This is a genomic window from Runella sp. R0.1_18 (assembly GCF_057652155.1).
Genome location: NZ_JBYFCK010000003.1, coordinates 350,103 through 369,879 on the forward strand (window position 1 = coordinate 350,103; position 19,777 = coordinate 369,879).

Annotated in this window: 15 protein-coding genes; 10 read left to right on the forward strand and 5 right to left on the reverse strand. The window is 43.0% G+C overall.

Annotation, left to right across the window (positions count from 1 at the left end; all coding sequences use genetic code 11):
- Positions 1–33: 33 nt before the first annotated feature.
- Positions 34–471, reverse strand: coding sequence for a DUF2452 domain-containing protein (locus tag AC23P2_RS06855; RefSeq protein WP_472486609.1), 438 nt, complete (start codon positions 469–471; stop codon positions 34–36).
- 332 nt (positions 472–803) lie between these two features.
- On the opposite strand from AC23P2_RS06855, the gene porW reads away from it, so the two are divergent.
- From porW to AC23P2_RS06890, 7 genes are all read left to right on the forward strand, one after another.
- Positions 804–3,032 (forward strand): type IX secretion system periplasmic lipoprotein PorW/SprE, encoded by a 2,229-nt coding sequence (porW, locus tag AC23P2_RS06860; RefSeq protein WP_487772503.1) that lies wholly within the window; start codon positions 804–806, stop codon positions 3,030–3,032.
- A gap of 81 nt (positions 3,033–3,113) precedes the next feature.
- Positions 3,114–3,383: a 30S ribosomal protein S15 gene (gene rpsO / locus AC23P2_RS06865; RefSeq protein WP_028522864.1), complete on the forward strand. Its 270-nt coding sequence runs from the start codon at positions 3,114–3,116 to the stop codon at positions 3,381–3,383.
- A 159-nt stretch (positions 3,384–3,542) separates the two neighbouring features.
- A complete protein-coding gene (gene pnp / locus AC23P2_RS06870) occupies positions 3,543–5,765 on the forward strand; it encodes a polyribonucleotide nucleotidyltransferase (protein WP_487772504.1) in 2,223 nt (740 codons plus the stop codon).
- Positions 5,766–5,867: 102 nt separating this feature from the next.
- Positions 5,868–6,731 carry a sigma-70 family RNA polymerase sigma factor gene (locus tag AC23P2_RS06875; protein WP_013930257.1) on the forward strand — a complete coding sequence of 288 codons (864 nt, stop codon included), beginning with the start codon at positions 5,868–5,870 and terminating at the stop codon, positions 6,729–6,731.
- A gap of 103 nt (positions 6,732–6,834) precedes the next feature.
- Positions 6,835–7,386: an META domain-containing protein gene (locus tag AC23P2_RS06880; RefSeq protein ID WP_487772505.1), complete on the forward strand. Its 552-nt coding sequence runs from the start codon at positions 6,835–6,837 to the stop codon at positions 7,384–7,386.
- 159 nt (positions 7,387–7,545) lie between these two features.
- On the forward strand, positions 7,546–9,285 hold the full coding sequence (locus tag AC23P2_RS06885; protein WP_487772506.1) for a S8/S53 family peptidase: 1,740 nt from the start codon (positions 7,546–7,548) through the stop codon (positions 9,283–9,285).
- A gap of 80 nt (positions 9,286–9,365) precedes the next feature.
- A complete protein-coding gene (locus tag AC23P2_RS06890) occupies positions 9,366–10,409 on the forward strand; it encodes a glycoside hydrolase family 113 (RefSeq protein ID WP_487772507.1) in 1,044 nt (347 codons plus the stop codon).
- A 1-nt stretch (position 10,410) separates the two neighbouring features.
- Here the strand turns inward: AC23P2_RS06890 and AC23P2_RS06895 are convergent, their stop codons facing one another.
- Positions 10,411–10,770 carry a hypothetical protein gene (locus AC23P2_RS06895; protein ID WP_487772508.1) on the reverse strand — a complete coding sequence of 120 codons (360 nt, stop codon included), beginning with the start codon at positions 10,768–10,770 and terminating at the stop codon, positions 10,411–10,413.
- A 189-nt stretch (positions 10,771–10,959) separates the two neighbouring features.
- Here AC23P2_RS06895 and AC23P2_RS06900 point away from each other — a divergent pair, with 189 nt between their 5' ends.
- A complete protein-coding gene (locus tag AC23P2_RS06900; RefSeq protein ID WP_472486616.1) occupies positions 10,960–11,274 on the forward strand; it encodes a single-stranded DNA-binding protein in 315 nt (104 codons plus the stop codon).
- A 90-nt stretch (positions 11,275–11,364) separates the two neighbouring features.
- Here AC23P2_RS06900 and gnd read toward each other — a convergent pair whose 3' ends face one another.
- The 3 genes from gnd to AC23P2_RS06915 all read right to left on the reverse strand — a co-directional run bounded on the left by gnd (position 11,365) and on the right by AC23P2_RS06915 (position 17,112).
- On the reverse strand, positions 11,365–12,264 hold the full coding sequence (gene gnd / locus AC23P2_RS06905) for a phosphogluconate dehydrogenase (NAD(+)-dependent, decarboxylating) (RefSeq protein ID WP_487772509.1): 900 nt from the start codon (positions 12,262–12,264) through the stop codon (positions 11,365–11,367).
- Positions 12,265–12,353: 89 nt separating this feature from the next.
- Positions 12,354–13,892 (reverse strand): SusD/RagB family nutrient-binding outer membrane lipoprotein, encoded by a 1,539-nt coding sequence (locus AC23P2_RS06910; protein WP_487772510.1) that lies wholly within the window; start codon positions 13,890–13,892, stop codon positions 12,354–12,356.
- Between the two features lie 58 nt (positions 13,893–13,950).
- Positions 13,951–17,112, reverse strand: a complete 3,162-nt coding sequence (locus tag AC23P2_RS06915) for a SusC/RagA family TonB-linked outer membrane protein (protein WP_487772511.1) — start codon at positions 17,110–17,112, stop codon at positions 13,951–13,953.
- 176 nt (positions 17,113–17,288) lie between these two features.
- Between AC23P2_RS06915 and AC23P2_RS06920 the strand changes: the two genes are divergently transcribed.
- Both AC23P2_RS06920 and AC23P2_RS06925 read left to right on the forward strand, forming a co-directional pair.
- Positions 17,289–18,170 (forward strand): helix-turn-helix domain-containing protein, encoded by an 882-nt coding sequence (locus AC23P2_RS06920; RefSeq protein WP_487772512.1) that lies wholly within the window; start codon positions 17,289–17,291, stop codon positions 18,168–18,170.
- A 23-nt stretch (positions 18,171–18,193) separates the two neighbouring features.
- Positions 18,194–19,708 (forward strand): gluconokinase, encoded by a 1,515-nt coding sequence (locus AC23P2_RS06925; protein WP_487772513.1) that lies wholly within the window; start codon positions 18,194–18,196, stop codon positions 19,706–19,708.
- Positions 19,709–19,777 lie beyond the last annotated feature (69 nt).

Sequence of the window (19,777 nt, forward strand, 5' to 3'; positions counted from 1 at the left end):
TTTTTCGTAACCTAAGTAAAGCTACACCAAGCCCTAATCTTGGGTTTCGTTGTATTCCACGTGCCATGTATGGTCGGCAAGCATGGTTACTTTGGCAATAAAACGGCTAAATTTGTAGGCACGCCCCCATTCATGTGGTGCAACCATCGACAAGACATCTTTTCCATCTTCCTTTTCATACACATAGTAAGTTTCGTTCAAGACGGGTTCAAAATTCATTTGGGCACCGTAGATTCTTTCTGAGACATCAACGCGCTGACGAAGTTCTTTGGCTTGCTGTGCCAATGTCGCCATTTGTTGATAAATTTGGTTAAGTTGGCGCTCGGTTTGTTGACGCATGGCCAACACGGCTTTCCCTTTTGCTTTGCCCATGTCAACGGGCTTAATGACTGCCCCACCAACAGAGTGAGCGTAGGCCATAAGCCCAGGGTTTTCGGCTACTTTATCAGGATTTATTGGATTTTGCTCCATTGGAAAAGAAATTATATTGACTTGTTCTTTAACGTAACAAAATTACATATTGTTTAAAATTGCCAGAGAATTAATGGCCTTTGTTCTGAAAAATAAATAACAAAAGTCTTATAAATAAATGTATTTAAGATATTTTATTTATATTTTATTCTTTACAAAGATAAAATATGTTACTTGTAAATACATAAATGATGCGTATATCATTGGACTAATTTCTCTTGTTTAAAACTATATTGGCATCACGATTGCATACTTTTAGTCCGTAGAAAACGTTACATTTACGGTTGAAAATCTAACAGTTTAAGAGCAAGCTCTTGAAAGTGAGTTATTTGATGAAAATTAGAAATCGCCTCTTTCCTTCTCAGTATTACCTTCCCCTTGTTATTTTTGGGGTTTCTGCACTATTTTTTGGCTGTTCTCAGTACAGCACAAGCGGTTTGAGCGTAGGGTATCACAACCTTACAGCCAAATACAATGCCTATGTCATCGCCCGTGATAAGATGAAAGAGGCGGACATTGCTTTGAAAAAAAATAGAAAAGAAAATTATAATCAGCTCCTTCCTATTTTGTACCCGTTGGACTCGATGGAGGCAAAAAGTGTGGATGCTCTTTTGCAAGATGTCATTAAAAAGGGATCATTGATTCCCGACCGTCACCAAAACAGTCGTTGGGTGGACAATGCCCTTGTTTTGATTGGCCGCGCGCGGTTATACAAAGGACAGTTTACCGATGGGATTGAAACATTGCGTTATGTCAATGCCAAAGGGAAAGATGATGATGATAAACACGAAGGACTGATTTGGCTGATGCGTGCGTACGTTGAAACCAAAGACTACAATAGCGCCCTAAGTGTAGCCGAACACCTCAGAAGCTTGCCTTTGAACGAAAATAATACCCGTGATTTTTATTTAGTAAAAGCCTATTTGCACCAACAAAAGCAAGAGATTCCGCTGGCACTAGGGATTTTGGAGGAAACGTTTCCGTTGCTTTCTAAAAACGAAGAAACAGCCCGTATTCATTATGCTGCAGCCCAAATGTACGACCTTATTGAGAAGCCTTTGGCCGCCAATATTCACTACAAAGCTGTTTCCAGAAATAGACCTTCGTACGATTTGGAGTTTTTTGCCAAAATGAACTCTCTCCAAAATGAAGCCCTGACCAACTCCGCGATTTCTACCGAAGATGGCTTCAAGAAACTCCTGAACGACCGTAAAAACAACGACTTGATTGACCGCTTGTATTATTCGATGGGGGTGATTGAGACCCGCAAAAAAAACTATAAAAAAGGACTTGAGTTCTTTGGCAAGTCGGTTCGTGAAACCACTACCAATACCACGCAAGTTCCTTTTACCTATTTGGAAATGGCGAAAGTGTATTATGATAAGCTTCAAAACTATGAGTTAGCGAAAGCTTATTTTGATAGTGCACTTGTATTGTTGCCTGTTGCGTCGCCACAGCGCCAAAAAGTTGCCGAACGTAAAGAGGTTTTGGACGAGTTTGTAAAGCAAATTACCACGATTCGGACGGAAGATAGCCTACAACGACTTTCGCAGATGAATCCAGCAACGTTGGATAAATACTTAGACAAGGTAATTGAAGACGAAATTGCAGAATACAAACGAAAAGTAAAAGAAGCCGAAATGCTGGTTTCACAAGCGCAAAGTTTGAGTGCCAATGCGTCTAATTTTGAGGGGAATCCTGCCGAACGTTTTCCTTTGTATGATTTGACGTTGGTCAATACGGGAAAAGTTGAGTTTAGGCAGCGTTGGGGAAATCGAACGCTGGAAGATGATTGGCGCCGAAGTGCCAAAATAGCTACCTTAATGACCCCTGCTGATAACAACATTACGGCAGTACCAACAACCCCAGGCCAAGGGGCTACTATTCAGATTGCGGGAGATGATTTGGTGAAATTGACCAAAGACTCGCCCGAATGGAAGGCGAAAAAAGACGCGCTCTATCGTAATATTCCCCTGAAAAAGCAGGAATTAGATGCCTCAAATCAGCGATTAGAAGATGCACATTACAAATTAGGGAAGATTTATAAGTTTAACCTAGAAGAACCTGACAATGCAGTAAAAACGTTTGAAACTACTTTGTCCCGTTTTCCAAACACAAATTATAAACCCGAAATTTATTACCTGCTTTTCCTAACATCGGCCAAAAATAGCCAATCATGGAAAGATAAATTGCTGGCCGAATTTCCAAATTCTTCTTTTACTCGCCTTCTGACCAAAAATGGCGGTGCTGTCGCAGCTTCAGGAAATATTGAGCTAGAAGCAATGAAGGACTACGAAAAAATCTTGACACTGTATCAGTCTAATAATTTCTCAGAAGCCTATGCCCAGCTCGAAATGGCAATGGTTACCTATTCGGGTAGTAAAATTGAGGACAAGTACGCGTTGCTTCGGATTTATCTACTAGGAAAATTACAAGGAAAAGAGGCGTATTTGAAGGCCCTGAACAGTTTTGTGAAAGATTATCCTTCGAGTGCGCTCTTACCGCGCGTTCGGGAAGTGCTAGAGTCACAGCAATCGACATCAAGTAAGAAAAATGGTTGATTTTTAAAACAAAATCGGCTATCTTTGCAGGCGTTTTTGTTTTTTATATTTTTCACGTTTAAACAATCTGAGGTTACAATCATGTATTTAACATCGGAAGTAAAAAAAGACTTGTTCAAAAAATTTGGCAAGTCTGAAAGCGACACAGGTTCTTCAGAATCGCAGATCGCACTTTTCACTCACCGTATCAACTATTTGACGGAGCACTTGAAGCAGCACAAGCATGACAATGCTACGCGCCTTGGCCTTTTAAAGTTGGTAGGTAAGCGCAGACGCTTGTTGAACTATCTTCTCAAGAATGACATCAGCCGTTATCGTGCTGTCATCGCTGAACTGAATATCAGAAAGTAATGCGATACTTCAAACAGGGAATGTCAGGTAACTGGCTTCCCTGTTTGTTATTTATCTTCACCTAAGTAAGTAAATAATTTCTTTTTGCGGTTTTATAAATAATAACCTATCGTGTTCGCTGAAGGATAGGTTTTCAAGCGGTTTTTTAATTCTCCTTTCATGTTTAACATCATCACAAAGACTATCAACCTGCCCGATGGTCGTATCATTACAATTGAAACAGGAAAGCTTGCTCGTCAAGCCCACGGTTCAGTCGTGGTTCGCATGGGTAATGCCATGCTCCTAGCTACAGTTGTATCTAATCCCGAGGTAAGACCTGGTACAGATTTTTTACCACTATCGGTTGATTACCAAGAAAAATTTGCTTCGGCTGGTCGCATCCCTGGAAGTTTCCAGAAGCGCGAAGGTCGTTTGTCAGATCACGAAGTTTTAGTGAGTCGTTTGGTGGATCGCGCTTTGCGTCCTATGTTTCCAGATGACTTTTATGCAGATACGCAAGTCAACGTTTTCTTAATCTCAGCAGATTCAGAGGTTTTACCTGATGCTCTTGCTGCGTTGGCTGCTTCTTCAGCATTGATGCTTACGGATGTACCTTTTAATGGCCCAATTTCTGAGGTACGTGTAGCCAAAATCAATGGTGAATACATCATCAACCCGCCTACATCACAACTGAAAAATGCTACTTTAGACCTTATCGTAGCGGCTTCGGAGAAAGACATCTGTATGGTGGAAGGTGAAATGAACGAAGCCTCAGAAGAGGAAATGGTGGAAGCCTTGAAAGCGGCACATGAAGTAATTAAAATCCAATGCGCAGTTCAAAAAGAATTTGAAGCAGAGGCAGGAAAAACGGAAAAACGCTCTTTTGAGTACGTAGTACACGACGAAGAGCTCCGTGCTAAAGTACGTGAGGCTTGCTACGATAAAATTTATGCAGTAGCCCGCCAAGGCAGTGCAAATAAGCAAGTGCGTAAAGATGGCTTCAAAGCCGTTATTACTGAGTTTTTGGCTAACTTCAAAGAAGAAAACCCAGAAACGTACGACGAAAAAGTAGGTCTTATTAAACGTTATTACCACGATTTGGAGTGGGAAGCGTCGCGTCGTTTGGTGTTGGATGAGCGTACTCGTCTCGACGGCCGTGCCTTGGACCAAATCCGACCAATTATGTGCGAAGTTGACTTTTTGCCTACTCCACACGGTTCGGCTTTGTTTACACGTGGTGAAACGCAATCGTTGACCACCGTAACGCTAGGTACAAAACTTGATGAGCAAATCATTGATACAGCCATGTTTTACGGATATGGCCGTTTCTTGTTGCATTATAACTTCCCAGGCTTTTCAACGGGTGAGGTAAAACCAAACCGCGGCCCAGGTCGCCGCGAAGTGGGTCACGGAAATTTGGCGCACCGTTCGTTGAAAAAAGTATTGCCTCCTGATGAAGAAAATCCATATACGATTCGTATCGTTTCGGATATTTTAGAGTCAAATGGCTCGTCATCAATGGCTACTGTTTGTGCAGGTACACTTGCTTTGATGGACGCTGGGGTGAAAATCAAAGCGCCAGTGGCAGGTATTGCTATGGGCTTGATTACGGACGAACAAGGAAAATACGCCGTACTTTCGGATATTTTGGGCGATGAAGATCACCTTGGCGATATGGACTTCAAAGTGACAGGTACTGAAAAAGGTATCACTGCTTGCCAAATGGACTTGAAAGTAAACGGACTTTCTTACGAAGTATTAGTAGAAGCACTAGACCAAGCTCGCCGTGGACGTTTGCACATCTTGGGCGAAATGAAAAAGGCGATTACGGAAGTTCGTCCAGAACTCAAACCACAAACACCTCGTGCGGTAGTAATTCAAATTGCGCAAGACCAAATCGGTGGTGTTATTGGGCCAGGTGGAAAAGTGGTTCAAGAAATTCAGCGCGTATCTGGAGCAACCGTTACTATCGAAGAGCGTGATAGCATGGGCTATGTAAGCATTTTTGCAAACAATGCCGATAGTATGGACATTGCCGTAAAACGCATCAAAGGTATCGTGGCGATTCCAGAAGTTGGTGAAGTTTATACTGGAACTGTCAAAACACTTCAACCTTTTGGCGCCTTTGTAGAATTTATGCCAGGCAAAGATGGTTTATTGCACATTTCCGAGATTACGTGGGAGCGTTTAGAAACCATGGATGGGGTTCTTAATGTTGGTGATGAAGTACAAGTTAAACTTGTAGAACACGATAAGAAAACAGGTAAATTCCGCCTTTCACGCAAGGTTTTACTACCAAAACCTGAAGGATTTGTAGAAAGACCACCCCGAGAAGATCGCGGTGATCGCAACGATAGAGGCGGAGATCGTCGTCGTGATGACAATCGTCGTCGCGATAAGTAGATTTTTGTTTTTTTAACTTAAATTAGAAAGTAAAAAATCAACTTTTGATTCGCTTTTTACGTTACACTCTTGTAATAGTACAAAGCACCAAAGTAAAGATAGATGAGACAGCTTAAAATTAGTAAGCAGATAACCAACCGCGAAAGCCAGTCGCTTGACAAGTATTTACAAGAGATTGGTAAGGTGGATTTGCTAACTCCTGATGAGGAGGTGACTTTGGCGCAGCGAATTCGAGAGGGAGACCAACAAGCTTTGGAACGACTTACCAAAGCTAACCTTCGATTTGTGGTATCTGTAGCAAAACAATACCAAAATCAAGGTCTTTCGCTTGGTGATCTTATCAATGAAGGAAACTTAGGTTTGATTAAAGCCGCTCAACGCTTTGACGAAACCCGTGGTTTTAAATTCATCTCGTACGCTGTATGGTGGATTCGTCAGTCAATTTTGCAAGCGTTGGCCGAACAATCTCGTATTGTCCGCCTTCCACTCAACCGTGTTGGGTCATTAAATAAAATATCGAAGACATTCTCAGATCTTGAACAAAAATTTGAGCGTGAACCATCACCCGAAGAATTGGCCGAAGTATTGGATATTTCAGCCAATGAGGTTGTGGACACACTCAAAATTTCTGGCCGTCACGTTTCGATGGATGCGCCTTTTGTTCAAGGAGAAGAAAATAGCCTCCTCGACGTTCTTGAAAACGACATGGAAGAAAAGCCTGATCAAGGGCTTATCAATGATTCTCTTCGGAAAGAAGTTGCTCGCGCACTATCAACGCTCACTCAGCGTGAGTCGGATGTGATTGCGCTTTATTTCGGATTGAACGGAGAACATCCCATGACGTTGGAAGAAATCGGAGAGAAATTTAATTTGACCCGCGAACGCGTTCGCCAAATCAAAGAAAAAGCAATTCGTCGCCTACGACATACTTCACGCAGCAAAGCGTTGAAGACGTACCTCGGTTAAAAGACGTACATACATTTCAAAAAAAGCCACTCAACAGTGGCTTTTTTTGTACCTTGTTCCAACCTTTTACCGCAAAAAAAAGTCATACTAAAAAAATATGGCTATGAAAAAGACAATGAAAGCATTTATGGTTGGCTGTTTGGTCGCAGTGCTGGGAGCTTGCGAAAGCCAAAACGTAGAACAAAAAGCCCAAAAGTTAGAAAATGATGAACTTGCAGGGACTTGGGTGTTGAAAAGTATCCTACTGGGCGATATGATGGATTTGCCATGTGGCATCCCCAATGAAGGAAAGTTTGAGCCGATCACGCTGGAATTGACTACAACCAAAGACGAAACTGGGGCTGTTCTATTATTAAATGGTCGCTCGTCGGTGAACCAGTATTCTGGTAGTTATGCGTTAGAATCGTACGACGAAACTACCAAAACTGGCAAACTTAAAATGTCTCCAATTGGAAGTACAAAAATGGGAGGATCACCCGAGTTGATGCAGTGTGAATCCCGCTATTTTTTATTATTAGGCCAATCGGTTGATTTTCAGTTGAGTACTGCCAATGGGAAACAGCAACTTGAGTTGGGGGTTTTGAGTACGCAGAAATCGGCGGCATCCATCGGAGGAAAAGGAAATTTTTTGATTTTTGAAAAACAATCCAAATAGGTGGAACAAGAAGCCTGGCTTCGTCATTTTGCTAGGTCAGGCTTCTTTATGAACTTAAACATACCATTCGAGCACTTTGGAGTGCAGTTCATGGATTACCCATTTTGAAATGTAGGGGAGAAGGTAGTTTTGTAAGGTAATTTTAATTTAAAACGCCTTATGAAACGAATTACACCCCTCTTAGTTGTTTCTTTGCTGATTCTGTTCGTTGCTTCTTGCGAACAAAAAAACATTCTTGAGCCTGTTACCAGTATCCCTGACCAAGCACACGCAAGTACGCGCACTGATATTCTTACCAAAAAACAGTTGGAAGAACGGATGGCTGCCATTGCCCTTAAAAACAACGACGAATTTGATTGGCGTTTGGCAGATGATGTCATGATTTATTCTGGGCTTAAACACGCCAAAGACGGAAATGTCTTGATGATTGGCTACAAATTACCCACAATCAAAGGCGATTACAGCTGGGATTTGAACCAAAGCGCGACCAAAGATTGGTTGATGGTTCGAGAAAAATTACTCAACATTGCTTTTGAAGAAGAGCAAAAATCCAATCCTAAGTTGAAGAGTCCTAGCGACATTTTAGTGGCTGCCAGTAAAGAAATGCCGAATTTTGATTTGCGCATAACAGCGTTAAGTACCATTCAAAAATTGCGGGAAACTGGGCTTATCCGTTATATGGAACCTACGTTTGTTCCCGATGATTACATTGGTTCGGAAAAAGGACAGGCCAAGAGTGGAGGCGGTTTTGGATGTGGAGATAATACAGGAGTTCATGGACTTCAAATAAACGAAGATTATTATTCGCCCCCCCAATACCCTTTGCGCAAAGTCTCATGGCAGCTACGTGACCATAATATGCAATTTGCTTGGTTTTTAAATGCCAATGGCTATTCTCAGACAGCCAACAAACGATTCACCATTGCGTACATAGATACAGGGTTATCGTCGTTACAGCCTATTATGAACCAAAACTTTGACGATGGCGATTCCCAAGGTCGTTTTGTGGCTAGTTTCAGTACGTTGCCCAATGGCCGTGGGGGAGTAGTATCGCCCGAAGATGTGTGTGGGCATGGTACGGCCTCGGCGTCGATTGGTACTTCGCCTTCGTACGATAATAAATTGCTAGGAGTGGCCCACAAAGCCAATTTAGTATCGGTCAAAGCCTCTCATGATGTTTTGTTCTCTGAATGGTCGGAGTATCGAGGTGCTGCGGATGCTTTTTCTGGCCTTGCACGTACAACAGTAGATGTTATCAGTATGTCGATGGGGACGGTTTTAGTGCCTCAGTTAGCGAATGTTGATGGAACGTATCGAATGTCGGTCAATTCCATTCGGGATGGCGTGATGCTTGCAAAATTTAACAACAAAATTATCTTTTGCGCGGCAGGGACGATACCGCCAGCGGTAGGAACGGTGATGGAAAATTTACCAAGGTATCTACAACATCTTGATATTCGCCGCCAAATTATCTTTCCAGCTTCTATGAATGATGCGGTGTATGCGGTAACAGGAGTACAGCGCCAAGTAGATAATAATAATTATGGACTAGGTTTACGGCAGTATTCAAATATCACTACTTGCACTTCGTGTTGTTATCATAATGACGTTGACTTTGGGGTCGTAATGCAAAAACGAACTGGCGCTTCAAAGGTTATTTTATCCCTACAAAACGCTAATAATGATATTCCTTCAAATTTTGGAGGTTCATCGTCGGCCACGGCTACGATGTCGGCGATGGTAACGGCGGTTTGGTCGAAGTATCCTACCTTAAATAGTACTGAAATCATGAATCACGTCAAAAATTACTGCACGCACAATGGGGTTCTACATCCTAAAATTGGGAACGGAATGCTGGATATGTTTGAAGCAACTCGCTATTCACAGCCTGCGCGTTAGGTGAGCGGTTCAAAAAGATTTTCGGAAACTTCTATCTGTAGAAAGGTAGAAGTTTTTACTTTTAAGGAAAATCGACACAAATGGCTTGGATTATCGATACTCGTCTGAATAAGAATATCTTACAAATATTGTTTTGGGGAACCATTTGGATGCAATATGGTTGTACGCGGCCCTCGCCTCCTGTATATGCAGGTGCTAAAATGAAAGGCGTTAATCTGGTTGCGCCGCCAGAACCGATTGATTCTTCCGTTTTTGTACCCTTACGTTCTATTAATGCGGAATGGGTGGCGGTGGTTCCCTACGGTTTTTGTCGCGAGAATGAGCCACATTTTTACTTTAATTCCAACAAAATGTGGTGGGGAGAAACCACGGAAGGGATAGCAAAAACGATTGAGCTGGCCCATAAAAATGGCCTAAAAGTAATGCTCAAACCCCACGCGTGGGTGGGCAGAGGTATGTACACCGGCGATTTTGATTTAAAATCAGAGGCTGATTGGCAAATCTTTGAAAAAGACTTTGGTAATTACATTTTGACCAATGCGCGAATTGCGGATTCTTTAAAAGTGGAATTGTTGTGCATCGGTACTGAAATGGACAATTTTACCCAGAAAAGGCCTGATTTCTGGAAAAATCTAATCAAAGAGATTCGGACAATGTATCACGGACAAATTACGTACGCCGACAATTGGAACCATTATCCCAAAAACCCGTTTTGGAATGAACTCGATTTTATCGGAATAGACGCTTATTTTCCCTTATCTTCTGAAAAACACCCGAGCATAGCAACTTTGCAAAAAGGTTGGAAGGCACATTTGAATGAACTAGAAAACTTTGCGGGAAAACACCAAAAACCTATTTTATTTACTGAAATTGGCTACAGAAGTGTTGATTTTGCGACTGAGAAGCCGTGGGAGTCGCATGACGAAAAACCCGAAAATTTAACATTACAAGCCGATGCATACCAAGCATTTTTTAATGAAGTGTGGCCGAGAAAATGGCTCGCGGGTGCTTTTGCTTGGAAGTGGTTTTTACAACAACCCAAGCGGCAGTTTCACCGTGATACGTTTTCTCCACAATTTAAACCTGCCGAAACTATACTCCAAAACGCCTTTGGAAAACGGTAATTTATGAGGGCATTTTTCGGTCTTTCACGACCAAATATTGCTCATTTTCGAGGGGTAAATAGCCATATTCATACACAAAAACGTACGTAGCACCTTTTTGGGTGGTTCGGGTACTGGTAAAATAAGTAAAGTCAAAACCTTCTCTCAGCAACGCACTTTTGGAGATTTTTCCCTTGTCATCTTCTTTGCAGGCCTCCTCCAAGATTCGGCGATTTTTACGGAGTGTGTTATTGATGTTCCGAACAAAATTGTTGGAGTCCGAATTGAGTTTGTTGTTATAGGCATTTCGGCAAGCATCCGAACAAAACTTTTTGTCGGAACGTCCCATTATTTTTTCTCCACATTCTAAGCAGGCTTTCATTGCTCTTGTCGTTGTTTCTTTTGCAATATACACATACTTATCCGTTTGTAAACGGTTACAAACGTTTTTATCCAACTAGAAACGCGTACGAACCGAATCGAGTAGCGACGAGGCTGCACCTTTGTATCGTCGATTGAGAGACAGTTGACAAAACAAAATCAAATCACTCAAATACAAACTTTTAGGAACATGAACAAGGTAACATTAACAGGCAACGTAGGTAAAGATTTGAACGTACGTACATTTGAAAACGGAAAGTTGGCGTCTTTTACGATGGTGACCAAGGAAACCTACAAGAATCGTAAAAACGAAGACGTGGAAAGCAAAACGTGGCACAACCTCGTAGCGTTTGGCAAAGTGGCGGAGGTATGCGAACGCTTGATTACGAAAGGGAAAAAAGTGTCGGTAGAAGGAAAACTGAATTACCGCTCGTACAAAAACAAAGAAGATAAAACCGTCTATGTGACCGAAATTCAGGTCTATAAAGTGAACGAAGTAGAATAAATGGAAATGTCGAGTGCAGAGTGCAGAATGTCGAATAAAAAATTAGCCATTAACTATTCGACACTCTGCACTCTGCATTCGACACTCAAATTAATGGGCTTTTTCCACTGCGTGGCCGCCGAATTCGTTGCGAAGTGCCGCTACAACTTTGCCCGTAAAGGTATCATCTTGTTGTGAGCGATAACGCATCAACAATGAAAGTGCAATCACTGGCGTTGGAACACCCATGTCGAGCGCCGTTTCCAGCGTCCATTTTCCCTCACCCGAAGAGTGCATCACCCCTTTGATGGCATCTAATTTAGGGTCTTTTGAAAAAGCCTTTTCGGTCAGTTCCATCAACCAGCTGCGTACCACTGAACCGTGGTTGAATACGCGCGCAACCTGTTCTAAATCAAGGTTATAGTTTGATTGTTCCATGACTTCAAAGCCTTCTGCAATGGCCTGCATCATGCCATACTCGATGCCGTTGTGAACCATTTTGACAAAGTGGCCACTTCCTGGACCGCCTGCATGAAGCCAACCATTGGGAAGTGAAATGTCGTTAAAAACAGAAGCGCAATAGTTGAAAACTTCATCTTCCCCGCCAATCATGGTACAGGCACCGTTTAATGCACCGTCCACACCGCCGCTAGTGCCGCAGTCTAAGTAATCAATTCCTTTGGCTTTAAGGTATTTATATCGACGTATTGAGTCGTTGAAGTTGGAATTGCCGCCGTCAATAATGATATCACTGGCAGATAAAAATGGAATCAACGTCTCAATGCAGTCATCAACGGGCTTTCCCGCAGGAACCATCAGCCATATTACCTTTCTGCCATTGAGCTGTTGACAAAGTTCTTCCAGACTGAAGGCAGGAGCAATACCTTCAAGAAGAATATTTTTGACGTTTTCAGTTGCTACATCGTACGCAACTACTTCATAACCGTGACGATGCAGGTTAAGGGCCAAGTTGTAACCCATTTTGCCAAGACCAACAAATCCAATTTGCATTAAAGATGACGTTTTATAAGTGGATAGATGAGTGGGAAAGGCAAAAATAGGAGTATAGTTACTCAATCCCCACTCATCAGCAGTTAAAATTATTTATCCCACCAAACTTTTGTGTCCAAATCGTCAGCTCCTTGGCGAGCAATGGCCTCTTTCACGTTAACCGTATTGGCTGAAATCTCCGAGTTAGGATAGGTCAAACGTTTGATAAATTCTCCTTTAATGCTCTTTCCTGGAAATGGGTTAGGTGCAAGTTTAGGAAAACCGCTCCGACGGAAGTTAGCAAAGGCTTCTGGGCCGTTCAAGAACGAAGCTACCCAATATTGCGTGTTGATTTGTTCTAAAGCAGTGGCTGCAACATACGGATTTGCTTTCAAATAGGTGTCAATATCTGCTGCTGCTACCGCTGAGTTTGCGTCAAACAGTGCCATTTGTTCCATGTGCAGACGCACACCACGGTTGTAGTACGTTTCGGCGCTGGTACCCGTTACCCAGTTTCTTTGTGCTGCTTCGGCCAACAAAAGCTGTGTTTGTGCTGCTGTTACTAAAAACGATGGTGCAGTCATTTTGACCATACGGGTACGGTCAACTTGCGTAAAATCGTAGAAACTAGCCAATTTGTTTTTCGTTACTTCGGCCGAAATGGTGTTGTTGTCAAATCCTAATGGCATACCAATTTGGACGGCTGGGTCGGTTGAAGCGCGCGAAGCTACTTGTTCTGGCCCTGATTTGGCCCCCACGTAACGCACTGCAATGGACTTGAGGCGTGGGTCGTTGGTTTTTTTGAGGTAATCCACAAAAGGTGCAGCAAGGTAAATATTAGCTGCTTCTGTGGCATTCAACATGTTTCCAATCCCATTCACGTAGTTAGCGTCGTGTTTAATGATCGCGTTATCAGCGTTTGATTCCATCACACCGCCTTGCAATGCCTTGGCAACCACTTGTTGGGCTTGAGCTGCGTCCACCTTACTTAAACGCATTCCTGCACGTAGTAGTAGCGAATTGCCATACTTTTTCCAAAGGGCAATATTTCCCGCAAAAAGTACATCGGCAGATTCAATGGCCTTAGTCGCATCTAGGGCAGCGGTAGCATCCGTCAATTCCTTAATAATGCCTGCATAAACAGCTTGTTGAGTGTCATATTTGGGTAAAAATATTTGTTCAGTGTAGCCTTTTTCTGCCTGACTGTAAGGTATATCGCCGTAAGAATCAGTCAGAATCATGTACGCATTGGCTTGGATAATGCGGGCCATGTTGTACAAATTGCTTCGTGTAGCCACCGACTGCGTTTGATTGATAACATCTTGTGAGTTACGAATCACGTTGCGGTAGTATTTTTGCCAGTTTTGAACGGTATTGTCGCGGCTATCTTGGTTGAAGTTAGCGCCTGTAAGTACCCCAGAGTTGGGTGAAACCATTTGCTGTACAATGCCCATTTCGTAGATAACTGAACCCGTCGTAAAGGCTGAGTTGACGGTCGCATTGTTCAAAATAAACACTGGGTTGACCGAAAGCGCGGCGGTTTTGTTGATATTCAGTTCGTCAAAACCTTGGTCGCAACTTACCATTCCGACAACAGTTGCTGCCCAAAGTGGGAGTAAAAGGGCTGATTTTTTTAATATACGTTTCATTGTTCGTTTCTTTTTTAGTGTTTCCGAAAGCTTGGTGATAAGCCCCCTTCAGGGGATATTAAAACTTCGCATTAAGGTTAAAACCAATACTGCGAGTGGTTGGCAAACCAGTTGATTCCATTCCGACAAGGTTGTCTGACGAATATCCGAATGAATCTGGATCAATGTTGTCAACCCACTTCTTAATCAGGAATACATTGTTGGCAACTGCACTAAGCTTTAGGTTTTTAACGGGGAAGTTTTTCGGCAAAAAGCGGGTAAAATCGTATCCTGCTGTGATTTGGCGAAGTTTCCAGAAGCCACCATCGTAAATAACTGGTTCGATAAGTGCAAGTGAGCGCACTACTGACCAATAATCTTGAACAGGTGCTTTTACGGTATTTGTCTCACCTTTGGCATTGACACCTACACCTAACACACCACCTTCGCGGCCTACTAGGGTCATTTTGTGCAATCCGTGGCGTACTGCGTTGAAGTTGGTACCTGAAAGCATCATGTTCCCAAGTTTGAAATCAACCAAGAATGATAGGTTAATGCCTTTGTAATTGAAGGAGTTGTTGATACCACCGTTCCATTTTGGTAGGGCAGAGCCGTACGAAATGAGGTCGTCGGTGCGAAGCGGGATACCGTTGCCACCAAACATCATTTGTCCGCTGGCATCACGCTTAAAGCCGAAACCATAAATCTGACCCATTTCTTGACCAACCACTTGACGAAGCTCGCCGTTGAATACGTGGGTGCCCACTGTGATACGTTCGCCTGGGGTGTCTGTCAACAAACTCAATACTTTGGTTTTGTTGTATGAACCATTAAGGGTTAAATCCCACTGGAAATTAGGGGTTTTAACGGGAACTACATTCAACAACATTTCAAAACCACGGTTTTGGCTTTTTCCACTGTTGATAAGGGTCGTAATAAAGCCCGAAGCATCCGAAATTTGCGCCGAAACGATTTGGTCATTGGTAATTTTGTTATAGATCGCAGCATCCACTGAAACGCGGCTATCAAACAATTTAAGCTCTAACCCAAGTTCGGTTTCTGCTGTACGCATTGGGCGGAGGTTGGCATTTGGAAGGGTCGTTGTTCCTGAAGAACCACCCACAGGCTGCCCGCCGAAGAGGTTGGCATTGATACCGTAAAACAAGTTGTTTGAGTAAGGGGATACGTCGGTATCGCTTCCCACTTCAGCATAAGCAGCGCGGAGTTTTCCAAAGGTGAGCCAAGTAGGAACACTGTTGAATGCTTGTGAAAATACAAAACTACCCGAAACTGACGGATATAAAATGCTTCGGTTGGCGGGAGAAAGGGTTGAAAACCAGTCATTACGCACTGTAGCATTGACAAACAAAACATTTTTGTAAGAAAATTCGGCTGAACCATACACCGAGTTAACGGCACGTTCCGAAAGCCCATAAATAGGGTCTTTTACCCGCCCGTTCATCACTGTGTATAAACCTCTTACGACAAAGTCTTGTACTAGAACGCTGTTTAAATCCGAACGGCGGTACATTTTGTTTCCACCCACGTTGAAATCAAATCCAAAATCACCAAACTTTTGTGTCCCAGAAATCAAGATATCCGTGTTTATCTCTCTGAATCGTCTTGACTCTTGGGTATATGTCCCATTCACAAAACCAGCTGGCGCGGCGGCAATGGAAGCTTGTCCTGTTGGGAAGTTGTTGTAATCTTGATCGCGCGACCAATAATCTTGCCCCACACGACCTTGTACAAACAACCAAGGAAGCAGGTTGTATTTTACCGAAATGTTGCCAAAAATACGGTCACGGACAATATTCTGAAACTGTTCAGAAAGAGTAAAGTATGGGTTGGTACGGTTTTGGAAACGCGAGTAAATGAACTCATTTCCTGCGGCGTTGAATTTCTTTGCCTCTAACAAATCCAACGGCATTGAATTGGCTAAGTTGTAAAGCGCTGTTGGAATTGAGTTATCTTGGTTAGCGATGTTTGGTGGGTTTTTGTTGTCCTCGTGCGAATAGTTGATGTTTCCCGAAAAGCTCAACTTTTTTGATAACTCGTAAGAATACCCAAGGTTAATAGTTTTGCGGTTGAACGAGTTGTTAGGCACAATCCCCTTGCTGTCCATGTTGGCAAACGAAAGGTTAAAACCACCCTTCTCACTGGCTGACGACAGGCTTACGGTGTTGGTGAAGTTTGAACCGTTGCGGAAAAACTTACGAATGCGGTTGTAAACAGGCTCGTAAGGAACGGTTACGTTATCAAACAATACTTGCGTCATACCTGGTTGGAATTTCTCACCAAACGACCACTGACCCGAGGTTGGGTTGGGAGTCGTTGGACGAACGCCGTTTTCACCTTGGCCGTATTCGTACTGATAATCCGTAAAATCAAGCGGCGTTTCGTTGGTGTAGTTGCTATTATAGCTTACGCCAATACCTTTGCCACTTCCCTTTGTTTTGGTTGTGATCATCAATACCCCGTCTTTTGCCCGTGAACCGTAAAGAGCTGCGGCAGTGGCGCCTTTCAAGACCGTCATACTCTCGATGTCGTCAGGGTTGATAGAAGACAAACCGTCTCCACCATCCGAGGTGTTTCCCCCTCCACGAACACCAATTGAGTTATCAGCAGCGGCATTTCCTGGGTTAGTACCGAAGTTAGTGTTGTCAATTGGGATACCATTGACGACAATCAACGGGTTGTTTTGTCCTGAAATTGACGACTGCCCGCGAATCCGAATTTTGGAAGTACCCGCTGGCCCCGTACCTAGTCCCGAAATATTTACCCCTGCAATTTTCCCTTGCAATGAGTTTATAAAATTGGGCGTACGGTTTTCGGTAAGCGCGTCGGCGTTGATAGTTGCTGTTGCATAACCAAGCTTTTTTGCTTCTTTTTTGATACCCAAGGCCGTCACTACGACTTCGTTGAGGGCCTCGGCACTTTCGGCAAGCGAAATGTCAATGCGCGTTTGGTTCCCTACTGAAATTTCCTTTGAACCATAACCAATAAAGCTAAATACAAGGGTGGCGTTATTGGGAACAGAAAGGTTATAATTTCCGCTACCGTCGGTAGATGTTCCTGTGGTACTTCCTTTTACAACAACTGAAACTCCTGCGAGGGGAGATTTGTCGGCGGAATTTGTCACCGTTCCGCTAATTCGATTTTGGGCCCAAAGTGTGGTTGTGAGTGCCAGAAAAGTCATCATTACTAAAATGACTTTGGGCAAGAGTAGAAATTTTCTCATCTTCATGTTAAATTGTTGGTAAGTTAAAAGGGTATGTTGAACAGTACTGATAGGATAAAGAACTGAGTGCAAAAAAATAGCAGAGTAGTGCAAAAAACTTCTACGAATGGACGATGTTGGATTTTGTAATATTTTGATGATTTATTTAAAAAATTTAATAAATAGGTTTTCTATAAATGAATAAAACCACACTGACCCACCTTCCTTCTTCCGAGTTTTCCCACATCAGGGAATTGGTTCGTGTTAAAAATCAGACAGTTAAGCTGAATGATTGGCCTGTGCAAGTAAGAGGTGGAATCTATATTTTGTGTGTATTAGAAGGGAAATATGAGTGGATAATTGAGCACCAACGCTACGTTTTATACCCCAACGACGTGGTTGTTTTATGCCCTTGGCAGCAGCTTGGGAGTCCCACAAATACATTAGAAATTGGAAGTTTTGTTTGGCTAAAACTAGAACCAGCCATTTTTGAGCCTACAAAAGAGTTACAATTAGGCAATTGGTCGGCGATTCACGAGAACGAACAAAAACTAATGGGGCGTCTCATGGGTACGCACGCCCCGATGGTGCTGAACCAGCTAAAACAGGTCAATGAACTGATTACAAAAATTGAGCAAGAGCTCAAACAGCTAGAGTTTGCTTACCAAACCCGTGTGAATCAATTGCTGGATGAGCTGCTAGTAACGATTGTACGGCAGCAAAGCCAGCAACAAAACCAACGACGCGATTTTTCGCAGGCATTTGAACAGCTCGAAAAAATGCTTCGACAAAGTTTGGATCACCCTTGGACAGTGGAGGAAATGGCGACTGTCGTAGGGCTAGGAAGTACGGCTTTTACCGAAAAAGTAAAAGCGTATTCGGGCTTTTCTCCGCTTAACTATTTGATAAACATTCGTATTGCAGAGGCAATGCGCCAACTCCGCCAAACCGATAAAAGCTTGACTGATATTGCCCTTGATACAGGCTTTTATTCATCCCAACACTTTTCTACGACCTTTAAGAAACTAACAGGCTATACCCCTGGGCATTATCGAAAGCGCCAAACGGGGGGCAACTAAATTTATTTATATCATAAATCTATATGGAGTGTGTCATAACAATTGATATTGGTACAACAAAAGTCAAAGCATCGGCATTTGATTTTTCAAATAATTTGATTGGGGCGCGGCAAGGGTCGTACCCAACATTTCATCCGCAGCCTGATTACAGCGAGCAAGATCCTGAACAAATATTTTTGACTGTTTTGTACGCGTTAAAAGGACTAATTAACGATGAACTTTCCAAAAAATATCGTCCAGTAGCCCTGGTTTTTAGTGCTTCGATGCACAGTGTATTACCTATCGACAAACACGGCGTACCGCTTCGTAATGCAGTCATTTGGGCTGATAACCGAGGGCGTGATGAAGCGACTACCCTTAAAAATTCTGAACTAGGGGCGAAGTTGTACGACCAAACAGGCACCCCGATTCACCCCATGTCGCCTTTGGTCAAAATTCGGTGGTTTGGGACAAACTCCCCAACGGCTTGGTTTGAAAAAGTCTTTAAGTTTATTTCTATCAAAGAGTATATTGTTTATCAATTGACGGGGCAGCTGGTTGTTGATCATAGTTTGGCGTCTTCCACAGGCTTATTTAATATTCATCATTTGTCTTGGGAAGCATCGGCGCTTGATTATATAGGAATAAAAACCCAGCAGTTGTCAGAACCAGTAGCCATTGATTTTGACGAACTTAAACTTAAAAAAGAATACCTGCGGCTATTCCGCTTACCCAATACCCTCAAAGTAATTGCGGGGGCGAGCGACGGCTGTTTGGCAACGCTTGGGGCAGGCGTAGTCACAGAAGGAGACGCTACCATTACCATTGGGTCGAGTGGTGCTGTACGGGTGGCAGCTAAACAGGTGTTGGTGGACGAAAAACAGCGTTTTTTTAACTATATTCTCACCGAAGGAACCTACATTTCGGGTGGGCCAACCAACAACGGAGGTGTGGTTTTTGAATGGTTTGTGCAGCAATTTGGCACCTCAGGACTCCATTTTGACATGGACTACGCCGTCCAGCAATTGTTGATGGAAGCCGAACGTGTTCCAGCAGGAGCTGGGGGACTTTTATTTTTGCCTTATCTGTTAGGCGAACGTGCCCCGTTGTGGAATGCCAATGCCCGAGGTGCTTATATGGGAGTAAATATTACGCACGAACGTCGGCATTTTATTCGGGCAACCGTCGAAGGTATTGTGTATGAGGTATATAGTATTGGTAAGTTACTGCAACAATACCGTTCGATTCAAAATCTGTACATCAACGGGGCCTATGCTACCCTGCCGTTGTTTGCCCAAATTCTGTCGGATGTATTTGGGAAAACGGTCTATATCAATGACAAACACGACAGTGCAAGTGCAGGTGCAGCACTGTTGGCGTTGACGAAGCTTGGGAAATATGAAGACTTAGTAGCAGCTGCTCAAACCATCAAATCGGTAGAGACGTATTCGGCCAATGATAAAAACCACCATCGTTATGGGCAATTTTCTGAAATTTTTGACCGATTGAGCCATAAATTGGCCGATGATTTTGACGCATTGGTGGCTTTGCAAGGGTAATTGTGAGTTGGCATGATTTATGATAGATACTGTTGAGTGTTTATAACTAATCATGTCAACCTCAACGAC